Origin of the sequence: Duganella lactea (assembly GCF_009857505.1) — a bacterium.
Classification (GTDB): Bacteria; Pseudomonadota; Gammaproteobacteria; order Burkholderiales; family Burkholderiaceae_D; genus Rugamonas; species Rugamonas lactea.
Genome location: NZ_WWCP01000004.1, coordinates 37,716 through 61,224 on the forward strand (window position 1 = coordinate 37,716; position 23,509 = coordinate 61,224).

Genomic DNA, 23,509 nt, shown 5'->3' on the forward strand with positions numbered 1-23,509 from the left:
CAGGAAATGGGGATTATAAGAGGCTTTTCAAGACCAAGATGATCAACTCAGCTCACGTTCGAGAAATCGCCACACGGCCGGGTCGTGCATCGCCGACACATTGAGGCGCATGCGGGTCGATGGCAGCTGCTTGGGCGAGAACAGGCTACCCGGCGCCAGCAGCAGGTTATGCGCCATGGCGCGCTCGGTCAGCGCGTTGGTGTCGCAGCCGGCATCGGCCCAGACGAACATGCCGGCCGGCGGCGAACCGTCGACTTTCAGGCCGATGCGCTCCATCTGGCGCAGCGTCTTGGCGCGGATGCCGTCCAGCCGCGCGCGCAGACGGTCGGCGTGCTTGCGGTAGGAGCCTTCGGACAGCACCTTGTACACCACCCGCTCGCCGATATCGCTGGTGGTCAGCGTCGACAGCATCTTGCGGTCGGCCAGGCGCTCGGCGCGCTGCGGCGAGGTGGCGATGAAGCCGACCCGCAGATTGGCGGCCATGGTCTTGGAGAAGCCGCTCAGGTAAATCACCCGCTGCAACTGGTCCAGCGCCGACAGGCGCGTGGCCGGCTGCACGGCGCTGCCGGGATGCAGGTCGCAGTAAATATCGTCTTCGACGATGATGAAGTCATGCTCTTCCGACAGGCGCAACACCTGGAAGGCCTTGGCCGCCGACAGCGAAGTGGAACTGGGGTTGTGCAGCACCGAGTTGATGATGTACAGCTTGGGCTTGTGCAGCGCCGCCAACTCGGCCAGCCTGGCCACGTCCGGGCCGTCGCCAAGGCGCGGGATGCCGATCACTTTCGCGCCCAGCGCGGCGAAAGAGCCGAACATCAGGAACCAGGCCGGGTCGTCGACGAAGATGGTGTCGCCCGGCCGGGTGAATTCGCGCGCCACCAGGTCCAGCCCCTGGGTGACGCCGACGGTGGTGACGATCTGCTCGGGCGCGGCGGCGATCTCCAGCTCCGCCAGTTTGTGCTGCAACTGCTGGCGCAGCGGCAAAAAGCCCTGCGGCACGCCGTAGCTTAATAACAGATTGGGGCTCTGACGGCTGACGGCGCGCAGCGCGTTGGCGACCGCCGGACCATCCAGCCAGTCCGGCGGCAGCACGCCGGAACCGGGCATCTGCTGGTGCGGCATCTGGCGGAACATATTGCGCACCAGCCAAACCACGTCGATCGGCTTGGCGTCGAAGCCGGAACGCGGAATGCGCAGGGCGTTGGTGCTGGCGGCGCTGTCGGCCGCGTTGAGCGCCATGGCCGGCCGCTCGCGCACGAAAAAGCCGGCGCCACGGCGCGATTCGAGGTAGCCGGTGGCCACCAGCTTGTCGTAGGCCGCCACCACGGTGAAGGCCGAGACGGCGTGCGATGTCGCGAACGCCCGAATCGACGGCATGCGCGCACCGCCGCGCAGCACGCGGTCGTCGATGCGCGCCGCGACCGAGCGCACGATCTGGTCGATCAGCGTTTCGCCCGATTCACGCAGCAGCAGGCCCAGCATCGGGCCCGCCGCGCCACCGCGTGGCACGGGCGCCGGCTTGGGCGCGGACGCCACCGGGACGCCGGCTTCGCGCGCCTTAGCCGCCGCCAGCGCCTCGTTGACAGCTTCCGCCGCCGCGGCCGCAGCCGCGCCCAACAGCGAAGTGCGTGGTCGTGTATTGGTCATTTTCCCGTCACAGTATGTCAAGTTATATGGCAAAGTGTACTGGCACTGTATAGGTTTTGTCACGTAGGATGAAGCCATGAACAAAGCCATCACCACACCAACTCCGTCGCTGACCACGCACCGCCGCCTGAGCGACGATACCGCCGGTATGCTGCTTGGGCTGGCCGGCGTGGCGATCTTCAGCCTGACGCTGCCCTTCACCCGCCTCGCGGTCGGCGGCGGCGCGGACGGCGCCGGCGGACTGTCGCCAAGCTTCGTCGCCCTTGCCCGCGCGCTGGCCGCCGCGGTACTGGCCGCCGGTTGGCTGTACTGGAAACGCGCGCCGCTGCCGACGCGCGCCGCCCTGCCCGCGCTGGCCATGATCGCGATCGGCTGCGTCATCGGTTTTCCCTGGCTGACCTCGGTGGCGATGCGCAGCCTGCCCGCCGCCCACGGCGCGGTGCTGGTCGGCGTGCTGCCACTGGCCACCGCCATGTTCGCGGCCCTGCTGGGCGGCGAAAGACCGTCGCGGGGCTTCTGGATCATGGCCATCATAGGCTCGGCGCTGGTGATCGGCTTTGCGCTGCGCCAGAGCGGCGGCAGTCTGCATCTGGCCGATCTGGCGATATTCCTGGCCGTGCTGCTGGCCGCCATGGGCTACGCCGCCGGCGGCCGCCTGTCGCAGACGCTGGGCGGACAGCAGACCATCTGCTGGGCGCTGGTGCTGGCCGCGCCGCCGCTACTGCCAGTGGTGGGCTGGCTGGCCTGGCAGGACAGCGCGCGGATCGCCCAGGCCAGCGCCGCCGCCTGGGCCGGCTTGGCCTATGTTTCGGTGTTTTCGATGTTTATCGGATTCTTCTTCTGGTATCGCGGCATGGCGCTGGGCGGCGTGGCGCGGGTCGGCCAAGTACAGTTGCTGCAACCCTTTCTGTCTGTACTGGGCGCCACCGCGGTGCTGGGCGAAGCGCTGGAATGGCCAACCCTGATCTTCGCAATCGCCGTCATCGCCACCGTGGGCGCGGGCCGCAAAATGCAGGTAAAACGGCGATGAAACCATACAGTATCTGGATTTCGCGGCAACTGTAAGCATCCTCCGCCGCGAGAGTACAATATCGGTCTCCACACATAAATCATTAACTGGATAACCACAATGTCTGTTTACGAAAAACTGAAAGCGCTTGATATCACCCTGGCAGCACTGGCCACCCCGGCCGCCGCCTACGTCATGTACGCCCAAACCGGCAATCTGGTATTCCTTTCGGGTCATATCGCCAAACGCGCCGACGGCAGCGTCTGGGTCGGCCAGCTGGGCAAGAACATCGACACCGCCGAGGGCAAGGCCGCCGCGCGCGCCATCGCCATCGACCTGATCGGCACCCTGCAAGCGGCCGTCGGCGGCGACCTGACCCGCGTCAAGCGCATCGTCAAGGTCATGAGCCTGGTGAACTCCACCCCTGATTACACTGAACAACACCTGGTCACCAATGGCGCTTCCGAGCTGCTGGGCGAAGTCTTCGGCGACGCCGGCAAGCACGCCCGCTCGGCCTTTGGTGTCGCCCAAATCCCGCTTGGCGCCTGCGTCGAAATCGAACTGATCGCGGAAGTCGCGTAAAGCGGGCGGCGGCTTATCCGCTGCCGTTCCTTCTATAAAAGCACGCCACAAGCGCGCTTGTTGAACAACCGGCCCCGCCGGTTCCTCTAGTGAGACACGTATGAAAATCGAAAACCCCAATCCGATCCAGTGGCAATTCGCGGAACGCGCCGAGCAGCTGCAAGCATCGTTCATCCGCGAGATCCTGAAGATCACGCAGCAGCCCGAGATCATTTCCTTCGCCGGCGGCCTGCCCTCGCCACTGACCTTCCCGGTCGACGAAATGAAAGTCGCCTACGACAAGGTCCTCAGCGAAAACGGCAAAGTCGCGCTGCAATACGGCCCAACCGACGGCTACACCCCGCTGCGCCAGTGGATCGCCGACTCGCTGTCGACCGGCGGCGCCAAGATCGTGCCGGAACAGGTGCTGATGACCTCCGGTTCGCAGCAAGCGTTGGACCTGCTGGGTAAAGTGCTGATCGACGAAGGCAGCCGCGTGCTGGTCGAAACGCCGTCCTATCTGGGCGCGCTGCAGGCGTTCTCGGTCTATCTGCCAGAATTCAAATCGGTGGCCACCGACGAACATGGCCTGGTGCCATCGTCGATTGACGCCGTCGCGCAAGGCGCGCGCCTGCTGTATTCGCTGCCTAACTTCCAGAACCCGACCGGCCGTTCGCTGTCGATCGAGCGCCGCCAGGAACTGGTGACGACCTGCGCCCGTCTCGGCCTGCCGCTGATTGAGGACGACCCTTACGGCTCCCTGAGCTACAAGGGCGAACCGCTGCCGAAGATGGTGGCGATGAACCCGGACGGCGTGATCTACATGGGTTCCTTCTCCAAGGTGCTGACCCCTGGCATCCGCCTCGGCTACGTGGTGGCCCCGCTGCCGCTGGCGCGCCGCCTGGAGCTGGCCAAGCAGGCGGCCGACCTGCACACTTCGCAGTTGACCCAGATGGTGGTGCACGAAGTGATCAAGGACGGCTTCCTGGATCAGCACATCCCGAAAATCCGCGCGCTGTACGGCGACCAGTGCCAGGTGATGCTGGACGCGATGGCGCAGCACTTCCCGGCAGGCGTCGAGTGGACCAAACCGGAAGGCGGCATGTTCATCTGGGTCACGCTGCCACAGCACATCAACGCCATGCAGCTGCTGGATGAAGCGATCGCGCAGAAAGTCGCCTTCGTGCCGGGTTCGCCGTTCTACGCCAACGAGCCGGCCACCAACACGCTGCGCCTGTCCTTCGTGACCGTGCCGCCGGAGCGCATCCGCCATGGCATCGAGATCCTGGGCAAGCTGATCGCCGCCAAACTCTAAGTCGAAGTAGGTACCCATAGCAAACCCACCGCGGGCGGCATTCGCCGCCCGCAAAAATACAACACCGTCACCGGCAACTTCGCTACCAATAGTTACCAAAACTGGCAAATCCCATAACTTCCCGCCAACATTACTTATACAATCAGGCGCTAGTGTGGCTGCGGTCCGATGCATCGAGGGCAACACTCGAAAATCACAGGAAATTTTTCAACCGGTCGAGGTTGCAAAGCGGTATGATTTAGACGGATAGTCACTTTCATATCAGGCCAGCCTTTGTTGAAACGCGTACCAATCACCTTCGCTTGCCATCGACGTTGCCGACCCGTGCGACCGACGACTCACGCCAACGCAACCCACCAGGTTAAAGGCGATCCACAATGAATGCCGGAAGTTTGAGCATGACCACGCGGCGCGACGCCGCGATACTCATCGTTGACGACGCCCCCGAGAATCTCGCCGCGTTGCGCAAGCTGATGGTCGAACAGGGTTACCAGACCTTTGTCGCCACCAGCGGCGAGCGGGCGCTGAAGATCGCCCGGCGCGTCCACCCGGACCTGATCCTGCTCGACATCATGATGCCGGGCATGGACGGCTACGAAACCTGTCGTCAGCTCAAGAACAACAGCGCCACCCAGCGCATTCCGGTGATTTTCATGAGCGGGCGCACCGACACCGACGATGTGGTGGCCGGCTTCGATCTCGGCGCGGTGGACTACATCGGCAAGCCGCTACGGCTGCCCGAAGTGAGCGCGCGGGTGCGCACGCAGCTGCAAATCCGCAGCAGGAGCGAGACGCATGAAGAACAGGCCGAGCGCCTGCGCACCATCGTCAACAACATGGCCGAGGGCCTGCTGATCATCGAAGCCGATGGCCGCATCCAGTTCACCAACCCGGCCTGCGACAAATACCTCGGCTACCAGACGGAGGAACTGGCCGGCCGCAGCATCTGCGAGCTGCTCAATCCCCTGGTGGCGCAGGAATACCTGGACTACTTCGAGCGCTACGCCGCCGCGCCGCAGGCCGCGCACAACCACGGCACGCGCGAAGTCATCATCCGCCACCGCAACGGCAGTTCGGTGTGCATGGACCTGACGCTGACGCCGATGTACCTGCGCCAGCCGCTGTTTATCGGCCTGCTGCACGACATCACCCACCACAAGCAATCGGAAGACGCGCTGCAACGCGCGGCCATGGTCGACCCGCTGACCATGATCGCCAACCGCCGCCACTTCGACAGCTTCCTGGAGAAGGAATGGCAGCGCGCCATGCGCAGCGGCCAGCCTTTGTCGCTGGTGGTGCTGGATGTCGACCATTTCAAGCTATACAACGACACGCTGGGCCACGCCGCCGGCGACGCCTGCCTGCAGCAAGTGGCGCAGGCGATCGCCGCGCATGCGCTGCGGCCGACCGACCTGGCGGCGCGCTACGGCGGCGAGGAATTCGTGCTGCTGTTTGCGGAAACCGACGGCGACACGGCCCACCGCCTGGCCGAATCGATCCGCGCGCGCATCGAGTCGCTGCAGATCCCGCATCCGCGTTCCAGCACCTCGGCGTGGCTGACGGTCAGCATCGGCGTGGCGACCATCCACCCGCACCATCTGGATAACATCGAATCGCTGTTCGTCGCCGCCGACCGCGCCATGTATGTGGCCAAGGAAGGTGGCCGCAATCAGGTGCAGGCCACCAAGGCCGGCGGCGCCTCGCTGGCCGCCGTCAAAGCGCTGGTGATGCGCTGAAGGCCTTGAGCCCGAGCGGCACGCTGCCCGCCAGCGCCAGCAGCGCGAACACGATCACACCCACGCCGCCGGCGTCCTGGAACAACTCCCCCGCCCCCACGGTGCCCAGCGCCACGGCGGCAAACGTCACCACCACGGAGCGCGACAGCAGCGAGCCGTCGCGGTCCTGCGCCGAGATAAAGCTGTTGAGCACCGCCATGATGGTGTAGAAGGCCGCGTTCAGCATCAGCTGCCCGACGAAGTACAGCACCGCGCCGTGCGCCAGGAAGAAGCAGGCCACCGACGCAAACATCACCGCCAGCGCGCCGATCACCGTCAGCCCGCGCCGCGCCGCCAGCGCGGGTATCGCCGGCACCACCGCGCCAAAGAATCCCAGCAGCGACGACACCGACAGCAGCACGCCGATCTGCGGCAACGTCAGGCCGATACGCTCGCCCTGCAGCGCCGACACCGCCCACACGCCGGCCTGCACGCTGTACACCCCGGCGAACACGCCCCACGCCAGCCAGATGCCGCCCATGCCGCCACGCCGTCGCCCGCCCTCATGGGCAACGGGCGCGGACACCGTCGCCGGCACCAGCGACGGCACGCGCACCGCCACCACACCCAACACCAGCGCCATCAAGGCCAAGCCTTGCCACACCGCCGCGCCGCTGGCCGCATCGGGGAACAATGTCAGCGCCGTGAACACGCCTGCCACCGCCAGCCCGGACACCAGCAGCACCAGCCCCCACAAGCGTTCCGCATCGCGATGACAGGCCAGGCAAATGCCCACCATGACGATCATCTGCGCCTCGCATAAACCGGCGGCCAGCCGCAGCACGGAGAACACCGGCACCGGCAATGTCAGCGTGGAGGCGGCCTGGCACAGCGCCAGCAGCACCAGCGCGCCCGCCGTCAGCGGCGACGGCAAGCGGCGCGCCAGCGGCGGCAGCACGATGCAGCCGATCAGCATGCCGATCATTTCGGCGCCGACCAGCATCGTGGCCTGGCCTTCGTCCAGATGCAGCCGCGCCATCGCACTGGTCACCAGCAACGGCATCATGGTGGTGCCGCCGATGCCCAGCGCCCAGGTGCAGGCAAGGATGATGGTTCTCATGGTTTGTCCCCGTTGTTTTTTCACAGCTTACGATGGCGGCGGCGTCTGACGGGTCTAAAATGGCCAGACAGGACGTCAAAACGGTCATTTCGGCGCGGCGTGATCCGGCCGCCACAAACCGTACTATGCTAGCCGCAAAATCCACACGAGGAGCGCCCATGCCGGTCAAGCCGCATCATCCCGACGCCGAAGCCGCGGCCGATGTGCCGCCGCATGTGATCCGCCAGGTGCTGCAACTGGTGGCCTCCCGCGGCCATTCGCCGGAGCGCCTGTGCAAGGGATTGGGATTCACGCCCGAGAACCTGTGCGACGCCGACTTCCGCGTATCGTACCGCCAAACCAGCCTGCTGGTGCGGCGCGCGATGCAGCAATGGGGCGATCCGGCGATCGGCCTAGCCACCGGCGCGCGCCAGACCGTGGTGTGTTTCGGCCTGCCCGGCCTCGGCATGCTGACCTGCGCCACGCTGGGCGAGGCGTTCCAGTACCTGATCAAATACCAACGCGCGGCCGGCGCGCTGACCATCAACGAGATGAGCGTGCTCGATGAGCACCATTTCGTCACCGAGGTATCGACCCGCTTCCACGATCCCGAACTGGAACCGTTTTTCATTGAAGAGATATTCGTCAGCGGGGTTGAGGTGTCGCGGGCGATGGTCGGCTCGCACTTCCGGCCCGCGCGGCTGGAACTGCGCTATCCGCGTCCCGACTACGCTGCGGCCTACAGCGAATACTTCCGCTGCCCGGTGGTGTTCAACGCGCCGCTGAACCGCCTGATTTGCGACATCGCCTGGTATCACTGCCCGCTGCCCACGCACGACCGCTACATGCAGGGCAGCTTGCAGGCGCAGATCGACCAGTTGCTGGAAACCGAGACGCCGCGCAACGATCTGGTGGAGTCGATCATGAACGAGCTACGCGGCTCGGTGGACGAGGTGCCCGGCCTGGCGCAGGTCGGCGCGGCGCTCAACCTCAGCGAACGCACGCTGCGCCGCCGGCTGGCGGAACTGGACACCTCTTACCAGCGCCTGGTGGACCAGGTGCGCTACGAGGCGGCGCTCGATCTGCTCAAGCGCAGCGACATGCCGCTGGTCGATATCGCCATGGCCACCGGCTTTACCGACGCGCGCAACTTCCGCCGCGCCTTCAAGCGCTGGTCCGGCATGCTGCCGAACCAGATCCGCCAGGGCGCACCGGCGCCCCGGTTAAGGTAACTCCCACTGGCCGTCACGCACCCGCACCAGCCCGCGCCGCCGCAACGACTCCAGGTAGCGCGCATGGCCGCGCACGCCCTTCTTGCGGAACAGCGGTATCAGTTTGGGCAGCATGTTCGGCACCAGCATCGCCAGCCGCACCGTCCACGATTCGCTGACGCGCGGATAGCGCTCCAGGCATGGGTCGTCCAGCATGCGCATCACCTGCCTGGCCACATCCTCCGGCTGCTGCGGCGGATCCATGAACTGCAGCGTGTTGCCGCCCTCGATGGCTTCGCGCATCAGCATCGGCGTTTCGGTGGCGGACGGCATCACGTTGCCGACCTTCACGCCGTGCCGTTCGGCGTCCATGCCGAGGCACAGCATGGCGCCGCGCAGGCCGAACTTGGTGGCCGAGTAGATGCCCGTTTCTGGCAGCGGGAAAATGCCGCCCAGCGAAACCGTGTTGATCACGCGCCCGTCGCCGGAGCGCTGCAAGGACGGAAAGGCCAGCCGCGTCAGCACAATCGGCGACAGCAGGTTGATATTCAACTCGCCCAGAATATTCTCGACCGAGCGCTCCTCGAAATGCCCGGTACCGGTGATGGCGGCGTTATTGACCAGAATATCCAGCCGGCCGAAGCGCTCCTGCACCAACGCCAGCAGGTCCGGCAACTTGCCGAAGTCGCGCAGGTCGATCTGCACACCGGTGGCCGCCGGCCCAAGCTCGGCCACCGCCGCGTCCAGCGACGCCTGGTTGTAATCGGCCAGCACGCACTGGATGCCGCGCGCGATAAAGCCACGGCAAACGGCGCGACCGATGCCGCCGGCGCCGCCGGTGATCAGGGCCACGCGGCCCGTTACAGTCGTCGTCATGCGCCGCCCCTCGCCAGCTGTATCCATACGGTCTTGGTTTGCGTGTACTGGTCGTGCGCCAGCAGCGATTTTTCTCGGCCACCGAAGCCCGACTCCTTGTAACCGCCGAACGGCACGCCGGTGTCGCCTTCCGAGAAGCAGTTGACCGACACCGTGCCGGCGCGAATCTGTCTGGCCACGCTGTGCGCCGCATCCAGGCTGCTGGTATAGACCGACGAGGCCAGGCCGTAGCTGGTGTCGTTGGCGATCGCCACGCCCTCGGCCAGATCGCCAAACGTCAGCACAGACAGCACCGGACCAAAGATTTCTTCCCGCGCGATGGTCATTGAAGAGCGCACGCCGTCAAAGATGGTCGGCTCGACAAAGCTGCCGCCGCTGTCCTGCCGCAGCTGATTGCCGCCGTAGACCAGCTGCGCGCCCTGCGCCTTGCCGCTGGCGATATAGCCCAGTACGCGTCGCATGTGTCCCGGCTCGATCATCGCGCCAACGCGGGTGGTCGGATCGAGCGGATCGCCGACGCGCCACGCATCGAAAGCACGCTTGACCTCCTCCAGCAATTCATCCTTGCGCGCGCGATGAACGATGAGCCGCGATCCCGCGCTGCAATTCTCGCCCTGGCAGAACAGCGCGCCCAGCGCCACCTGTTCCGCCACGCCGGCCAGGTCGTGCGCGTCGGCCAGCACCAGCGCCGGGCTTTTGCCGCCGCACTCCAGTACCACGCGCTTCATGTTCGACTCGGCCGAATACTTGAGGAACAGCCGCCCCACCTCGCCGGAGCCGGTAAAGCTGACGCAATCGATATCCCGATGCCGGCCGATCGCCTGCCCCACCGTCTCGCCGTCACCCGGCACGATATTCAGCACGCCTTCCGGCACGCCGGCTTCCAGCGCCAGCCGTCCCAGCACCAGCGCCGTCAACGTGGTCTGCTCGGCGGGCTTGATGACGATGGAGTTGCCGCTGGCGAGCGCCGGCCCGATCTTCCACCCGGCCAGATAGATCGGAAAGTTCCATGGCAGGACTGCGCCGACCACGCCGATCGGCTCGCGCACGATCATCGCCACGATATCGGGTGCGGTCGGCGCCACCTGGTCATAGAGCTTGTCCGCCGCTTCCGCGTGCCAGCGCAGGCTTTCAATCATGTCCGGCAGGTCGGCGGACAAGGCGTCGCGTATCGGCTTGCCGGAATCCAGGCTTTCCATCACCGCCAGCGTCTCCAGATTGGCCTCGACCAGATCGGCAAAGCGCAGCAGAACCTTCTTGCGATGCTTGGGCGTGGCGCGCGACCAGTCGCCGCTCTCAAACACGCGCCGCGCGGCGCTGACCGCCGCATCCACTTCACGCTCGCCGCAGCGGGCGATGCCCGCCAGACGGCGGCCGTTGGCCGGATTGACGGTATCGAATAGCTCCCCCGACGCGGCATCGACGAAGCGTCCGTCGATCAACGCGCGGGTTTCAAACGCCAGCTGCGCGGCGCGCTGCTGGTAATACGCAAAGTTTTTTTCCATGCCGCGCTCCCTCACGCCGCCGCGCGCAACGCGGCTGGCTGTTGGGCCGCCGTATCGACGCGCAGCCGGTCATAGTAATTTTCGGTCAGTTCCGGCCAGCCCATTTTGCGACGCAGGCGCTTCAGGTAAGACTTGAGCGCATGCGCTTCCAGATACACCTCATGCCGTTGCGATTGCACGAACTTCAGGCCGCCCGACAGATCCGGATTGTCATGTGCGATCAAGTCATCGAAGCGGCTGGCGCCGGCCGGGTTGTCCAGCTGGTCGCGCAGGTAGGCGGCGATCATGAAGGCTTCCGTATCAAACAGCTTGTAGGCGCTGGAATTGGTTTCCACGTAGCCGATGCCGAACAGGTTGCGATGATCGCGGCTGAACATCGACAGATACAGCTGCGGCCTGCCGCCGCGCCACTCGAAGTAATCGGCCGCGTACTTGCAGCTCCACTTGTAGCCGGTGGCGTAGATCACCAGGTCCAGCTTCTCGCGGCTGCCGTCCTTGAACACCACATCATCGCCATCGTAGTGCGACACATCCGGCTTGACCGTGATGTTCCCGTGCTGCAGATTGTGCAGCAACTGGGAATTGAGCAGCGGGTGGCTTTCAAACAGCTGGTGGTCCGGCTTCGGCAGGCCGAAGCGCGTCAGGTCGCCGGTGAACATCTTCAGCAGCAGGCCCATTACCGGACGCGCCACCCAGATCGGCAGCGGCGGGCCGCTCTCGCCCACCTGGTCGGCGGGGATGCCGAACAAATGCTTGGGGATGAAGTGGTAGCCGCGCCGCATGCTGATGAAGGCGCGCTGCGCGCGATTGGCCGCGTCGCAGGCGATGTCCGCGCCCGAATTGCCGGCGCCAACGATCATCACCCGCTTGCCGGCGAATTCATCGCTGCTCTTGTAGGTGACCGAATGGCGGATCTCGCCGTTGAACTGTCCCTTCACTTCCGGCATGTTCGGGTCCCAGTTACAGCCGGTGGCGCAGATCACCGCCAGATAGCGGCGCCGCGCGCCGTCGCCCAGCGTCACCACCCATTTGCCGTCGGCCTCCTTCTGCACATGCTGCACCGGCGTGTTGAAGCGGATCGCCGGACGCAGGCCGAATGCGTCGGCATAACCGCGCACATAACTGAGGATCTGCTGGTTGGTCGGATAGTCCGGATAGGACTTCGGCATCGGATAGCCGATGAAACCCGACAAATCGCGTGACGATATGAAGTGCGCCGATTCGTAAATCGGACTGCCGGGATTCTGCATGTCCCATATGCCGCCGACATCCGAATGGCGTTCAAACTGTTCATACGCCAGCCCCATCGCCTTCAGCGCGCGCGCCGCCGACAGGCCGCCCGGCCCCGCGCCCACCACGCAGACCGCGTTGCCGCAGTCGGTAATCTCGTTTGTGATCATTGTGTGCTCCCCTATTGTTGAACGTCCCGGGGTCATTGTGCAAACAAAGCCGACGCCCGACGGGGGCGAAAAGGACAGGCGGGGAGCCGAAGCGGCCACGCAACACTGTGGCGGTTTGGCCGGGATGGCATCCTTGTCTGTCCGATCCGGCCCCCGGCGCGACGAAGCACGCGTCTACATTGAAAAAAATCAAACACCCGAGGAGACACCGTGAAGCCACATGCACCGCAGCCGCCATTTCGCCTATCCGCGCCATCCCGTCGGCCGCGCATCCTTGCGCACAGCATCGCCCTGGCCTTCGCCGGCACGCTCGCGGCCCATGCCGACGACGATATCCAAAAGGTCATCGTGACCGCGCAATCACGCGCGCAGTCGTTGCAGGAAGTGCCGATCTCGATGGAGGTGGTGACCGCGCGCGACATCCAGAACCTCGGCGCGCGCAACCTCGGCGACATCACCGGCTACCTGCCCGGCCTGCAGGTGGACGCCACCCAGCCCACGCAGCCGGTGTTCGGCATCCGCGGCGTGCAGGCGGGCGACTTCGGCATCGGCACCGACACGCCGGTCGGCATTTATGTCGATGGGGTCTACACCGGCAAAACCGGCGGCGCGCTGATGAACTTCGTCGACATCCAGCGGGTGGAGGTGCTGAAAGGGCCGCAAGGCACGCTGTTCGGCCGCAACAGCGCGGCCGGCGCCATCTCGGTCGTCACCAACGAGCCGGAAGCGAGCTTCGACGCCACCGGCAGGATCAAGGTGGGCGACTACGGCCGCGTCGACGCCGACGCCATGCTCAACGTGCCGCTGGGCGACAGCACCGCCGCGCGGCTGGTCTTCGTGCGGGCGCGAAGCGACGGGTGGGTGCGCAATACCAGCACCGGCAACCGCACCGCCGGCGACAACACCTGGGCCACACGCCTGTCCGTCAGACAGAAAGTCCGCGACGCCACGCTGATCCTGTCGTGGGAACATGAACAACTGCGGCAGAATGGCTGGCCGGCGTTCGGCGTGGTCAAAGATCCCGCGCTGCCGTTCGCCGGCTACACCGGCGTCTACGACGCGGCCTATGTCGCCAACTTCAGCGATCCGCGCAAGGCGCCGCTACAGAACGACACCGACGGCCGCGAAAGCCGCAACTTCGATGGCGTCACGCTGCGCGCGGAAATACCTATCGGCGGTGCCACACTGCGCTCCACCACCGCCTTCCGCACCTTCTCTTCCCTCAATCTGACCGATAACGACGGCACCGCGCGCGTAGACTTCCGCCTGGCCACGCAGGATCAGAAGAAAGCCTACAACTGGCAGCAGGACTTCAAGCTGTCCGGCGCCACCGATAAGCTGGACTGGATCGCCGGCGCCAGCTTCTACGACAACCGCGAACGGCAAAACAGCGCCGCCATCGTCAACACCGCCACGCTGGATAGTCTGAGCCTGATGCAGGGCGGCGCGCCCGATTTCGCCACGCTGTTCGGCGGTTTGGGCATGGCCGGCGTGCCGGGCGTGGACCAGAACTCCGTGTTCAGCTGGCAGGAGGACAACCTCGCCAAACTGCGCACGCGCGCCTTCTCGATCTACGGAGACCTGATCTGGCGCCTGGCGCCAGGCACGCGCCTCACCACCGGCCTGCGCTGGAGCCGCGACCGCAAGGAGATGCAATGGCAGGTGCCGGGCCGCCAGTCGGCCGCACTGGACTCGCTGCTCAACACCTATGGCCCGGCGGCGGGGCTGGACGCCAGCGCGCTGCCGTCCAATATCATCTTCGCGGCGGCCGGACCGCTGGCCGCCACGCCGGTCAACGCTACGCGCAGTTGGACCGACTGGAGTCCGCGCTTGGTGCTGGACCACAAACTCAATGAGGACCTGCTGCTGTTTGCGTCGCTGTCGCGCGGATATCAGGCGGGCGGTTTCAATGTCTTCACGCCACCGAATCCCGGCTCGGCGAATCCGCGCGAGCGCGACCCCAGCTTCAATCCGGAGAAGATGACCAATCTGGAACTGGGTTTCAAGCTGTCCGCGCCGGCGCTGCGCGCCACCATCAATGGCTCGCTGTTCGCCTACCGCTTCAAGAATCTGCAGGATGTGAAGCTGGGCGGCAGCAGCGCCATCCCCACCTACAACATCATCAACAGTGACCAGCAAGCGAAAGGCCTGGATCTGGACGCCCGCATCCGCATCTCGCCGCGCCTGACCGCCTTCGCCGGCATGGAGCTGATCGACCAGACCTACCAGCGCTACCAGACCACCGACAGCAGCGGCGCCGCGCTCAACCTGTCCGGCCAGCCGGTTGGCACACCAAGCTTCACCGGCATGGCCGGCATCAACGCCAACTGGGAAGCGCTGAATGGCCGCATGAGCGCCACGCTGCAAGGGAATTACCACGGCAAGTCACGCTGCAACGACGACACCCGCGCCCTGCAATGCCTGAACGCGCCAGCCTTCCGCACCGGCACCTCGGGCGGCAAAGCCGACCTGCGGCTTGGGTGGGACGCCAGCAACGGCAAGTTCGGCATCGGCCTGCTGGTCAACAACCTGTTCGACCAGCGCTATGTCTACAACCTGGATGGCCAGACCAAGGCCTTCGGCCTGCCCTACGCCAGCGTTACCCCGCCGCGCACCTTCGCCCTCGAACTGCGCGGCAGTCTGTGACCATGCCGCGTCGGTCGGCCTAAATCGGCCGGCCGCGCACGCGGATGAAGGGACCGATGCAGCGCTCCAGATTCGGCTCAACGCACATCACGAACAGGTCGCCGCTCGGGTGAAATTGCAGATAGCTGGTGACGGAGCGCCCCGGCTTGGTGATGGCGCCGCTACAATCGGGCTTGCCGTTGTCCTTGGCGATGGTGTCGGTCTGCTTGTAGAAGCCCTTCTTGTCCGGCTTGTCCGACACGGTGAAGGTGGACTCGGCCACCTCCTCGTTGCTGAACACCAGCGTGGTGCCGTCGGCGCGAACGCGATAGGTCTCGCTGCATCCGGTGTCCGGCACGGCGATGCGCCAGGTGCCGATGAAGGGATGGTCGGTGCGCAGCGACGCCGCCTGGACCGTGATGGCTGCGGGCATCACCATCGCCGCCGCCAGAATGAACGCGCACATCTTCATCGCCCGCCTCCGTTTATTTTTCCGCCACCGCCTTCATTTTTGCCAGGCCGCTTTCAAACGCCGGGCCCAGCGCCTTGTCCATGCTGATGATCATATTCATGATCTTACCCGTAAAATCGACTTCGCCATTCATGCTCCAGCGTACCGTGGTGCCGCCATCCCGCGGCTGCACCCAGAACTCCATCATGGACGGCTTGGCGCTCTCGCCGGGGAACTCCAGCTTGACGCTGATATTGGTCGGCGTCTGGCTCAGCACCTCCATGCGGGCGGCCTCGATATGATTCCACGGCGACCATTGCGGCCAGTTGCGAAAATCGCTAATCAGCGGCCTCACCTTGTCCGCCGGCGCCTGGATGCTGATCGCGCGCTGCACGGTGTAGGTCGACGGCTGGAACGCGGCGATCACAAACAGGACCAGCACCAAAGTCGAGAACCCGACGATTATTTTCTTGAACATGCTTTCTCTCCACGTACACTACAGCATTCACACACAGGAGCCGGCCCATGCTGTCGCACGTTTACATAGGAATTAACAATTTTGAACCGGCGCTGGCATTTTACAGCGCCGTGATGGAAGCGGTCGGCGCGCGCCAGCGCTTTGTCGACGCCGGCAAGCCATGGGCCGCGTGGCAGCCGGCGGAAGGCGCCCGCCCCTTGTTCGTGATCGGAAGACCGCATGACGGCCAGCCGGCAAGTCGCGGCAATGGCCAGATGGTGGCGCTGATGGCGCCCTCGCGCGCGGCGGTTGACCTTACCCACGCCGCGGCGCTGGCGCACGGAGGCAGCTGCGAAGGCGCACCGGGCCTGCGGCCGCACTACCACGCCAACTACTACGGCGCCTACTTCCGCGACCCCGAGGGCAACAAGCTAGGCGTCGTCTGTCACGACGCGCCGGCGGATTAAGCCAGGGCTTCCTTGGCCGCTTCCTCCGGGGTCAGGCCGTCGTAGAACTGGTCGGTAAACCACTCCACCTGCTCTTCGATGTGGTCCTGCGCCTGGGCCTGCGTGGCGCCGCCCTTGACCAGGAAGCCCTCCACCTCGATGCACCAGTTGATCAGCTCCAGGGTTTCCGGGTCCAGCTCTTCTTTTTTCTTTGCCATGATGATTACTCCTTACTTCTCGGGGTACAGCACTACTTGCAGATAGTTGTTGGTATCGAAGTAGCGTTGCGCGGCCTCTTGCAAGTCCGCAGCCGTCAGCGCGTTCACGCGCGACTCGTAAGCCAGTATATCCTCTGGATTGTTATTATTGAAGAAGGCATTTTGTAAAGACGCCATCCAGTAGCCGTTCTCGCGCATGCCCTTGCGGTAGCCCTTGATCCACGAGGCCTTGACCTTGTTCAGATCCGCCTCGTCCACGCCCTGCCGCTTGATCTTGTCGATCTCGGCGAAGGTCGCGGCCAGCACCTTGTCCACGTTCTCCGGCGCGCACGGCAGCGTGGCGCTGATCGAGTAATTCCCGTAGGGGATGCGGTTCATGGTGCCGCTCATGCCGCCGCTGTACATCGCGCCCATTTTCTCGCGCAGCGTTTCGATCAGCTTGATGTTCATGACTTCCACCAGCGCTTGCAGGCGCATGCGCGCGGCGCGCGAGTACGCCACCTCGCCGGTGAACGACAGCGAGATGGTGCTCTTGGGCTCCGAGCCGGCGTGCACTTCCTTCTTCACCACGCCCTTGATCGGCCGCACGCCCTCGTCGCGGAAGGCGACCGGGATCTCGCCCACCGGCAGGCTGGCCAGATAGGTGGCGATCAGCGGCTTGATCTTCTCCACGTCAAAGCTGCCGACGATGAAAAAGGTGAAGTCGCGCGCGCTCGACATGCGGCTGTTGTAGATATCCAGCACGCGGTCCAGCACCAGCTTGTCGAAGTCCGCCGGCTTGGCGGCGCGCAGCACACGCGGATTGTTGTTGTACAGCGTGGCGGTCACCGTGTCGTAGAACACCGACTCCGGACGCGCCAGATTGTTCTGTGCCAGTTCACGCTGGCGGCCGACGTAGGCGCTATAGATGGCGGCGTCCTTGCGCGGCTGCGTCATTTGCAGGTACACCAGCTGCAGCATGGCTTCGACGTCGGAGCTACCGGAGCTGCCGCCCACCGATTCGTTGAGCGAGCTGACTTGCGCGCTGGAGCTGACGCTCTTGCCGGCCAGGACCTTCACCAGATCGTTCGGCGAGTAGTTCAACACGCCCATCTGACCGACGATGCTGCTGGCGTAGTGCGCGGCGAAGACGTCGCTGTCCGGCAGCAGCGACCAACCGCCGTAGCGCAAGCCGCCGAGTATCACCTGGTCGTTATTAAAGTCGGTCGGCTTCAGCACCACCTTGACGCCGTTGCTCAGCGTGAGCTCCGTGGTGCCGATTTTGGCGTTGACGGTCTCGCTGACGATGCTGCCGGCCTGCGGCAACTTCGGCATCAGCTGGCTGGCGTACACCTTGTCCGCCAGCGGCTTGACGGCGATCTTCTCGGCCGCCGTGGCGGTGGCCAACAACTGCGCGGCCTTCGGCGGCGTCACGCCCGGCTTGTCGGTGCCGCTGTAGATCACCAGCTTGCTCTGGTTGACCGGGATCGCGGCGCGCACGGCGGCGTTCACCTCCTGCACTGTAATCCCCGGTATCAGTTCGGTGGCGTAGCGGTACTCGGCGGCAGTGCCGGGAATGGTCTCCTGCTCCAGGAAGTTGCGGATGTATTCCGCCGCGTAGCCTGAAGAATCGGATTTATCGCGCTCGTTGTAGATGCGCTCATAATTGCGCAGCATGCCCTTCTTGGCGCGTTCCACTTCGGATTCGGTAAACCCGTACTGGCGCGCGCGCTGGTCTTCCTCCACCAGCGCGTTGATCGCCGGCGTGGCGCCGCCCTTGCCCAGCACCGCGCCGGCACCGAACGAGCGGTAGCCGCGCACGATCTTGTTCATGCCGCTGCCGCCCTGCAGGAATGGCGGGTCGGCTTGCTGCGTCAACTCGTACATGCGCTGGCTGAGGATAAAGCTGTACATGCCTTCGATCAGCTTCTGGCGGTAGTCGGCGATGGTCTCGCCGGCCGGCCAGGACTGGATCGGATAACGGATATAGACGGTGTTGGCGCTGACTTCCTTGTCGGTGAAGACGATGCCTTCCGACTTCTGCTGCTGCGGAATCTTGGCGTAGGTGCGCGGACGCGGATTGGCTGGATTTTTGAGCTTGGAGAAATGCTGCTCGATCAGGCGCTGCGCCTCGGCCGGCTCGATGTCGCCGACCACCACCATCGCCATCAGGTCCGGGCGATACCAGTCGCGGTAAAAGCGCTTGATGGCGTCGTACTTGAAGTGCTTGATCACTTCCTCTTTGCCGATCGGCATGCGCTGCGCGTAGCGCGAGCCGTTCAACACCTTGGGCAGCACCACCTTGTTCATGCGGTCATCCACGCCTTTGCCGAGGCGCAGTTCCTCCAGCACGATGCCACGTTCGCTGTCGATGTCGGCGTCGTTGAACGACAGGCCATGGGCCCAGTCTTCCAGCACCTGGAAGCCCTGTTCGACAATCTCATTCTTGTCGGTCGGGATGGGAAGGATGTACACCGTTTCATCGAAGCTGGTATAGGCGTTGAGGTCCGCGCCGAACTTCACGCCGATCGACTGCAAATAGGACACCAGCTCGTTGCGCTTGAAATGGGTGGAGCCGTTGAAGGCCATGTGTTCGGTGAAGTGCGCCAGGCCTTGCTGGTCGTCGTCTTCCAGGATGGAGCCGGCCTTGACCACCAGCCGCAGTTCCAGCTTTTTCTCGGGACGGCCGTTTGGATGAATGTAGTACATCAGCCCATTGGCCAGTTTGCCAACTTTAACCTGTGGTCCAACCGGAATTTGGTCGCTCAGCTTCAGTGGTGGGAGAGTATCGGCATACGCCAGAAGAGACCATGCCAGAAGTGCGGCGCCGGACACGAGGCGCAGGGTAATCAGCTTCATTCAGAATGCAGGATATTGAATAGACCTCCTACCTTACACCGAAATCCACGATTCAGGTTAGAATCCTCGTGCCTGCCGCCCGGCAGGCAACAACAACGTCTTCGGGGCGGGGTGTAATTCCCCACCGGCGGTAAAGCCCGCGAGCGCGGCAACGCGCAGATCTGGTGTAACTCCAGGGCCGACGGTTAAAGTCCGGATGAAAGAAGATGTGCGCTTGACGCAACCTGCCGCCCGAGCCATCGGCGTGGCTGGCTGCGCGTATTCGCTTGCCCTGTCGCGTTCCTATTTTATCAAGGAGCGTTTCCCATGCTGGACCACACCGCAGTATCCCCTTACACCCTGATATCCGATGATCTGGAAGCCCGTATCCACGCGGCACTGGAAGCCATGCGCGCCGGCGTGCCGGTCATCCTGCTCGACGATTTTGACCGCGAGAACGAGGCCGACCTGATCGTCGCCGCCGAAAAGATGACGGTGCAAACCATGGCCATGATGATCCGAGAATGCAGCGGCATCGTGTGCCTGTGCCTGAGTGCCGACAAGGTGCGCGAACTGGAATTGCCGATGATGGCGGCCAACAACGGCAGCCGCTATGGCACGCCGTTCACCGTATCGATCGAGGCGCGCGAAGGCGTGACCACCGGTGTATCGGCGGCCGACCGCGTGACCACCATCCGCGCGGCGACGGCGGCCAACGCCAAGCCGGCGGACCTGGTGCATCCGGGCCATGTGTTCCCGCTGCGCGCCACGCCGGGTGGCGTATTGTCACGCAAAGGCCATACCGAGGGCTCGGTGGACCTGGCCACCATGGCCGGCCTGCATCCATCGGCCGTGCTGTGCGAGTTGATGAATCCCGACGGCACCATGATGCGCGGCGCCGACATCGAGCGCTTCGCCGAACTGCACCGGATGCCGATCCTGACCATCGCCGAGATGATCGCATGGCGCACCAGGCACGCCATCTAACCGTCACTCCGGCTTTGCCAGCTTGACGTAGCGGTAAACCAGCCACAAGGCACCGGCGTAAGCCGCGGCGATCAGCGTGAACGCCAGCGGCATGCGCAGCCCCCAGTCGGGCGTCATGTACATCACGGTGCCCATCATCGCCACGCCGACCAGCGCACCGACCTGACGGTTGGCGTTGAGCGCGGCGGCGGCGCTGTTGGCTTGCGCCCTGCCCGCCACCAGCATCACCGTCGCCGTCATGCCCGGAATCGCAATGCCGATGGCGACATTCATCAGCATCGCCGTCGTCACCAGCAGCCAGTAAGGCGTGTCCGGACGCAGGCCAAACAGCATCACCAGCGCCATGCCCAGGCCCACCAGCAGCCCATACATCATCGGCGGCCGCGTGCCGACACGCGCCGTGATGCGGCCGGAGGTCAGGTTGCCGATGGCGAAAGCGGCCATCATCGGCACCAGCTTGAGGCCCGTCTGCAACGCATCCGAACCACCCTGCTGAATAAATAGGCTCAACAAAAACACCTGTCCGAACACCGCGAAGTTAATCAGGAAGCCAACGCCATTGGCCGCCGCGAAGGCCGGCGTGTCGAACAGCGCCTTGGGCAGCAAGGGATGCGCGCCGGTCCGCTCGCGCATCACCAGCAGCGCGGCGGCGGCCAGCGTGACGATGCCCGCCCCCGCCACACCGACCGACATCCAGCCCCGCACCGGGCCTTCGATCAGCACAAAGCTCAGCGCCGCCAGCGCGACGACGCCCAGCGCGTGACTCAACATTGACAGCGCGCGCTCATGACGTGGCGTGGCGGGCACCAGCACCTGGGCCAGCACGATACCCAGCAGGCCAATCGGCACATTAACCCAGAACACGCTGCGCCAGCCAAATGCGTGCACCAGCAGTCCGCCGACCAGTGGCCCGGCCGCCGACGCGCAGCCGACGATCGCCGACCAAGTGCCCAGCATGCGCGCCCGCGTGGCCTGATCCTCATACGCATGCGTCAGCAGGCTCAGAGAACTCGGCATGAACAGCGCCGCCCCCAGGCCTTGCAGCAGGCGCGCCGCGATCAGGGCGGTGCCGCTGGGCGCGACGGCGCACAGCACCGAGCCGAGTATGAAAACACTCAACCCGCCCTGGTAGACGCGTTTGGGACCGTAGCGGTCGGCCAGCGCGCCACCGGCCATCAACAGCGCGGCAAAGGTCAGCGTGTAGCCGTCCACCACCCACACCAGACCGGTGAGCGGCACCGCCAGGCTGGCGGCGATATCGGTCAGCGCCGTGTTGACGGCGGTGACGTCGATCATGGCCATGACGAAGCCGATGGCCAGCGTCGTCAGCATCAATAATGGAGGTATATGCCGCGTCCGCGCGGCGCTGGTGATCGAGGTATGCATGCGCCCATGGTAGGCCGCTTGCATGATGCAGTAAATACGCATAATATCAGCACTCCGATGCAAAATTGCATCACGCACGCAGACCGCCATGGACTGGGACAACGCCCGCATCTTTCTCGCCATCTACCGCAAAGGCACGCTGCGCGCCGCCGCCGCGCTGCTGGACATCGACCAGGCCACCGTCGGCCGCCGCCTCAACGCGCTGGAAAAATCACTGGGCGCGCGCCTTTTCCTGCGCACGCCGTCCGGCTACATGGCCACGCCGGCCGGCGAACTGGCCGTCACCGCCGCCGAAAAGATGGAACAGGCGGCGCTGCAGTTCCAGCGCGAGATGCAGGGCATCGACAACCGCCTGTCCGGCAGCGTGCGCGTCACCACCTCCGACACCATGGCCGCGCACTTCGTCATCGCCGCCATGCAGCGCCTGCATGTGATGCATCCGGAAATCCGCATCGTGCTCAGTACCAGCACCAGCATCACCAGCCTGACGCGGCGCGAGGCCGACCTGGCGGTGCGCACCTTGAAGCCCTCCGATCCGGACCTGATCTCGCGCCACCTGACCCGCCGCAGCATGGGCCTGTACGCCACGCCGGACTACCTGAAACAGCGCGGCATGCCGGTGCCGGGCGCCGGCCTGGCCGGGCACGACATCGTCATCTACCAGGCCTCGGTCGCGCCACGCCACCAGGAAAAAATCTGCCTGGAGCCGGTACACAACGCGCGCGTGGCGATGGAGGTCAACAGCGGCCTGGCCATGATCGAGGCGGCGCGGCTAGGCATGGGCGTGACTGAGCTGCCCTGCCACATGGCCGACAACGATCCGCTGCTGGTGCGCGTGTGGCCGGAGCGGGTTGACCACTACGACGTCTGGCTGGCGATGCACGCCGATTTAAGCCGCAGCGCGCGGGTGCGCGCGGCGGCCGACGCCATCATCGACAGTTTCCCTCAACGGTAGCGGACGCGGGATTTTCACGCGCCGGTGCTAATATGCCAATATGAGTACGCAAGCATCGCTTCCCCATCTTCTGCAACGGCTGCACCGTGGCGCGGCCGGCTGGCTGCAAAGCTGGTGGCGGCTGACGCAATTCGCGGTGCTGATGTTTTCCGTGGCGCTGACGCCGGCCAGCTATGGCCGCGAGCGGCGTCCGGTGCTGGCGCGTCACCTGGTGAGCGACACGGTGCCGAATCTGGCGTGGTACGGTGTGCTGTCGGCGCTGGTCAGTCTGGTGCTGATCCGTATCGTGGTGGTGACGTCGCAAAGCTATGGCCTGTCCCGCTACGCGCTGGAGATGGTGGTGCGCGTGCTGGTGCTGGAGCTGATTCCGCTGACCGCCGCCGCCTTCGTGGCGCTGCGTACCACGCTGCCGGCCGGACTGGAATTCGCTCAGGGCCGCAGTGCGGGGCGCCAGGTCAGCATGCTGGAGCTGCACCGCGAATTCTTCCCGCGCGTGGCCGCGGGCGTGTTCGCGGTGTGGATGCTGGCGGCCGTCAGCTGCGTGCTGACGCTGATCCTGACTTATCTGTCGCTGTACGGTTTCACGCCGTGGGCGCTGGCCGGCTATACCCGCGTGGTCGGCCAGGTGTTCAATCCGGCCGTGACCATGATACTGGCGCTGAAGATCGTATTCTTCAGCTTTGCCGTCGGCCTGATACCGATGGCGTCCTCTTTTTACTTTGGCGAGAACTACCGCAACAAGGTGTCGCACGGCCTGTCCGACATGGTGCGGCTGTTTGCCGTGATGCTGCTGATCGAAGTTGCTTCGCTCATGGGAAATTACTACTGA

The 23,509-nt window shown here is 64.8% G+C and carries 20 protein-coding genes and 1 riboswitch; of the genes, 10 read left to right on the forward strand and 10 right to left on the reverse strand.

Translation table 11 applies throughout. The annotated features are described in order from the left end of the window. Window positions 1–42: 42 nt before the first annotated feature. Window positions 43–1,647 carry an aminotransferase-like domain-containing protein gene (locus tag GTP44_RS05825; protein ID WP_161018693.1) on the reverse strand — a complete coding sequence of 535 codons (1,605 nt, stop codon included), beginning with the start codon at window positions 1,645–1,647 and terminating at the stop codon, window positions 43–45. Between the two features lie 76 nt (window positions 1,648–1,723). Here GTP44_RS05825 and GTP44_RS05830 point away from each other — a divergent pair, with 76 nt between their 5' ends. From GTP44_RS05830 to GTP44_RS05845, 4 genes are all read left to right on the forward strand, one after another. Next, window positions 1,724–2,677, forward strand: a complete 954-nt coding sequence (locus tag GTP44_RS05830) for a DMT family transporter (RefSeq protein WP_161018694.1) — start codon at window positions 1,724–1,726, stop codon at window positions 2,675–2,677. A gap of 99 nt (window positions 2,678–2,776) precedes the next feature. Then, complete coding sequence (locus GTP44_RS05835; RefSeq protein ID WP_161018695.1) at window positions 2,777–3,238, forward strand: RidA family protein; 462 nt, start codon at window positions 2,777–2,779, stop codon at window positions 3,236–3,238. A gap of 100 nt (window positions 3,239–3,338) precedes the next feature. Then, complete coding sequence (locus GTP44_RS05840) at window positions 3,339–4,532, forward strand: aminotransferase-like domain-containing protein (RefSeq protein WP_161018696.1); 1,194 nt, start codon at window positions 3,339–3,341, stop codon at window positions 4,530–4,532. A gap of 377 nt (window positions 4,533–4,909) precedes the next feature. Next, window positions 4,910–6,268 (forward strand): diguanylate cyclase, encoded by a 1,359-nt coding sequence (locus GTP44_RS05845; protein WP_161018697.1) that lies wholly within the window; start codon window positions 4,910–4,912, stop codon window positions 6,266–6,268. Here GTP44_RS05845 and GTP44_RS05850 read toward each other — a convergent pair. Then, window positions 6,246–7,367: an MFS transporter gene (locus GTP44_RS05850; RefSeq protein ID WP_161018698.1), complete on the reverse strand. Its 1,122-nt coding sequence runs from the start codon at window positions 7,365–7,367 to the stop codon at window positions 6,246–6,248. The genes GTP44_RS05845 and GTP44_RS05850 overlap by 23 nt on opposite strands. A gap of 158 nt (window positions 7,368–7,525) precedes the next feature. Between GTP44_RS05850 and GTP44_RS05855 the strand changes: the two genes are divergently transcribed. Beyond that, window positions 7,526–8,578: an AraC family transcriptional regulator gene (locus tag GTP44_RS05855; RefSeq protein ID WP_160991743.1), complete on the forward strand. Its 1,053-nt coding sequence runs from the start codon at window positions 7,526–7,528 to the stop codon at window positions 8,576–8,578. Here GTP44_RS05855 and GTP44_RS05860 read toward each other — a convergent pair. Genes GTP44_RS05860 through GTP44_RS05870 form a run of 3 tightly spaced genes read right to left on the reverse strand, consistent with a single transcriptional unit; the run spans window position 8,570 to window position 12,338 of the window. Continuing rightward, window positions 8,570–9,433, reverse strand: a complete 864-nt coding sequence (locus tag GTP44_RS05860) for an SDR family oxidoreductase (protein ID WP_160991742.1) — start codon at window positions 9,431–9,433, stop codon at window positions 8,570–8,572. The two genes, GTP44_RS05855 and GTP44_RS05860, sit on opposite strands and share 9 nt — an antisense overlap. After that, window positions 9,430–10,938 (reverse strand): aldehyde dehydrogenase, encoded by a 1,509-nt coding sequence (locus GTP44_RS05865; RefSeq protein ID WP_161018699.1) that lies wholly within the window; start codon window positions 10,936–10,938, stop codon window positions 9,430–9,432. Before GTP44_RS05865 ends, GTP44_RS05860 begins: the two co-directional genes overlap by 4 nt. 11 nt (window positions 10,939–10,949) lie before the next feature. Further along, on the reverse strand, window positions 10,950–12,338 hold the full coding sequence (locus tag GTP44_RS05870) for a flavin-containing monooxygenase (RefSeq protein ID WP_161018700.1): 1,389 nt from the start codon (window positions 12,336–12,338) through the stop codon (window positions 10,950–10,952). Window positions 12,339–12,548: 210 nt separating this feature from the next. Here GTP44_RS05870 and GTP44_RS05875 point away from each other — a divergent pair, with 210 nt between their 5' ends. Then, a complete protein-coding gene (locus GTP44_RS05875) occupies window positions 12,549–14,984 on the forward strand; it encodes a TonB-dependent receptor (RefSeq protein ID WP_161018701.1) in 2,436 nt (811 codons plus the stop codon). Between the two features lie 19 nt (window positions 14,985–15,003). Here GTP44_RS05875 and GTP44_RS05880 read toward each other — a convergent pair whose 3' ends face one another. Beyond that, window positions 15,004–15,435 carry a hypothetical protein gene (locus GTP44_RS05880; RefSeq protein ID WP_229256797.1) on the reverse strand — a complete coding sequence of 144 codons (432 nt, stop codon included), beginning with the start codon at window positions 15,433–15,435 and terminating at the stop codon, window positions 15,004–15,006. A gap of 13 nt (window positions 15,436–15,448) precedes the next feature. Further along, window positions 15,449–15,892: an SRPBCC family protein gene (locus tag GTP44_RS05885; protein WP_161018702.1), complete on the reverse strand. Its 444-nt coding sequence runs from the start codon at window positions 15,890–15,892 to the stop codon at window positions 15,449–15,451. A gap of 47 nt (window positions 15,893–15,939) precedes the next feature. Between GTP44_RS05885 and GTP44_RS05890 the strand changes: the two genes are divergently transcribed. Continuing rightward, the gene (locus GTP44_RS05890; RefSeq protein WP_161018703.1) at window positions 15,940–16,338 is read left to right on the forward strand and encodes a VOC family protein; all 399 of its coding nucleotides are present in this window, start codon (window positions 15,940–15,942) and stop codon (window positions 16,336–16,338) included. On the opposite strand, the gene GTP44_RS05895 is transcribed toward GTP44_RS05890, so the two are convergent. After that, window positions 16,335–16,535 carry a hypothetical protein gene (locus tag GTP44_RS05895; RefSeq protein WP_160991736.1) on the reverse strand — a complete coding sequence of 67 codons (201 nt, stop codon included), beginning with the start codon at window positions 16,533–16,535 and terminating at the stop codon, window positions 16,335–16,337. The two genes, GTP44_RS05890 and GTP44_RS05895, sit on opposite strands and share 4 nt — an antisense overlap. Before the next feature lie 12 nt (window positions 16,536–16,547). Beyond that, a complete protein-coding gene (locus tag GTP44_RS05900) occupies window positions 16,548–19,373 on the reverse strand; it encodes a M16 family metallopeptidase (protein WP_161018704.1) in 2,826 nt (941 codons plus the stop codon). 93 nt (window positions 19,374–19,466) lie between these two features. Further along, window positions 19,467–19,585, forward strand: a riboswitch (FMN riboswitch). Window positions 19,586–19,679: 94 nt separating this feature from the next. Here GTP44_RS05900 and ribB point away from each other — a divergent pair. Beyond that, window positions 19,680–20,339 (forward strand): 3,4-dihydroxy-2-butanone-4-phosphate synthase, encoded by a 660-nt coding sequence (gene ribB / locus GTP44_RS05905; protein WP_161018705.1) that lies wholly within the window; start codon window positions 19,680–19,682, stop codon window positions 20,337–20,339. A 3-nt stretch (window positions 20,340–20,342) separates the two neighbouring features. Here the strand turns inward: ribB and GTP44_RS05910 are convergent, their stop codons facing one another. Beyond that, window positions 20,343–21,725 carry an MFS transporter gene (locus tag GTP44_RS05910; RefSeq protein ID WP_229256806.1) on the reverse strand — a complete coding sequence of 461 codons (1,383 nt, stop codon included), beginning with the start codon at window positions 21,723–21,725 and terminating at the stop codon, window positions 20,343–20,345. Between the two features lie 88 nt (window positions 21,726–21,813). Between GTP44_RS05910 and GTP44_RS05915 the strand changes: the two genes are divergently transcribed. Together GTP44_RS05915 and GTP44_RS05920 are read left to right on the forward strand one after the other, a co-directional pair. After that, entirely contained in the window at window positions 21,814–22,680 is an 867-nt protein-coding gene (locus tag GTP44_RS05915) for a LysR family transcriptional regulator (protein WP_161018706.1), read from the forward strand. Window positions 22,681–22,720: 40 nt separating this feature from the next. Beyond that, on the forward strand, window positions 22,721–23,509 hold the full coding sequence (locus GTP44_RS05920) for an MlaE family ABC transporter permease (RefSeq protein WP_160991732.1): 789 nt from the start codon (window positions 22,721–22,723) through the stop codon (window positions 23,507–23,509).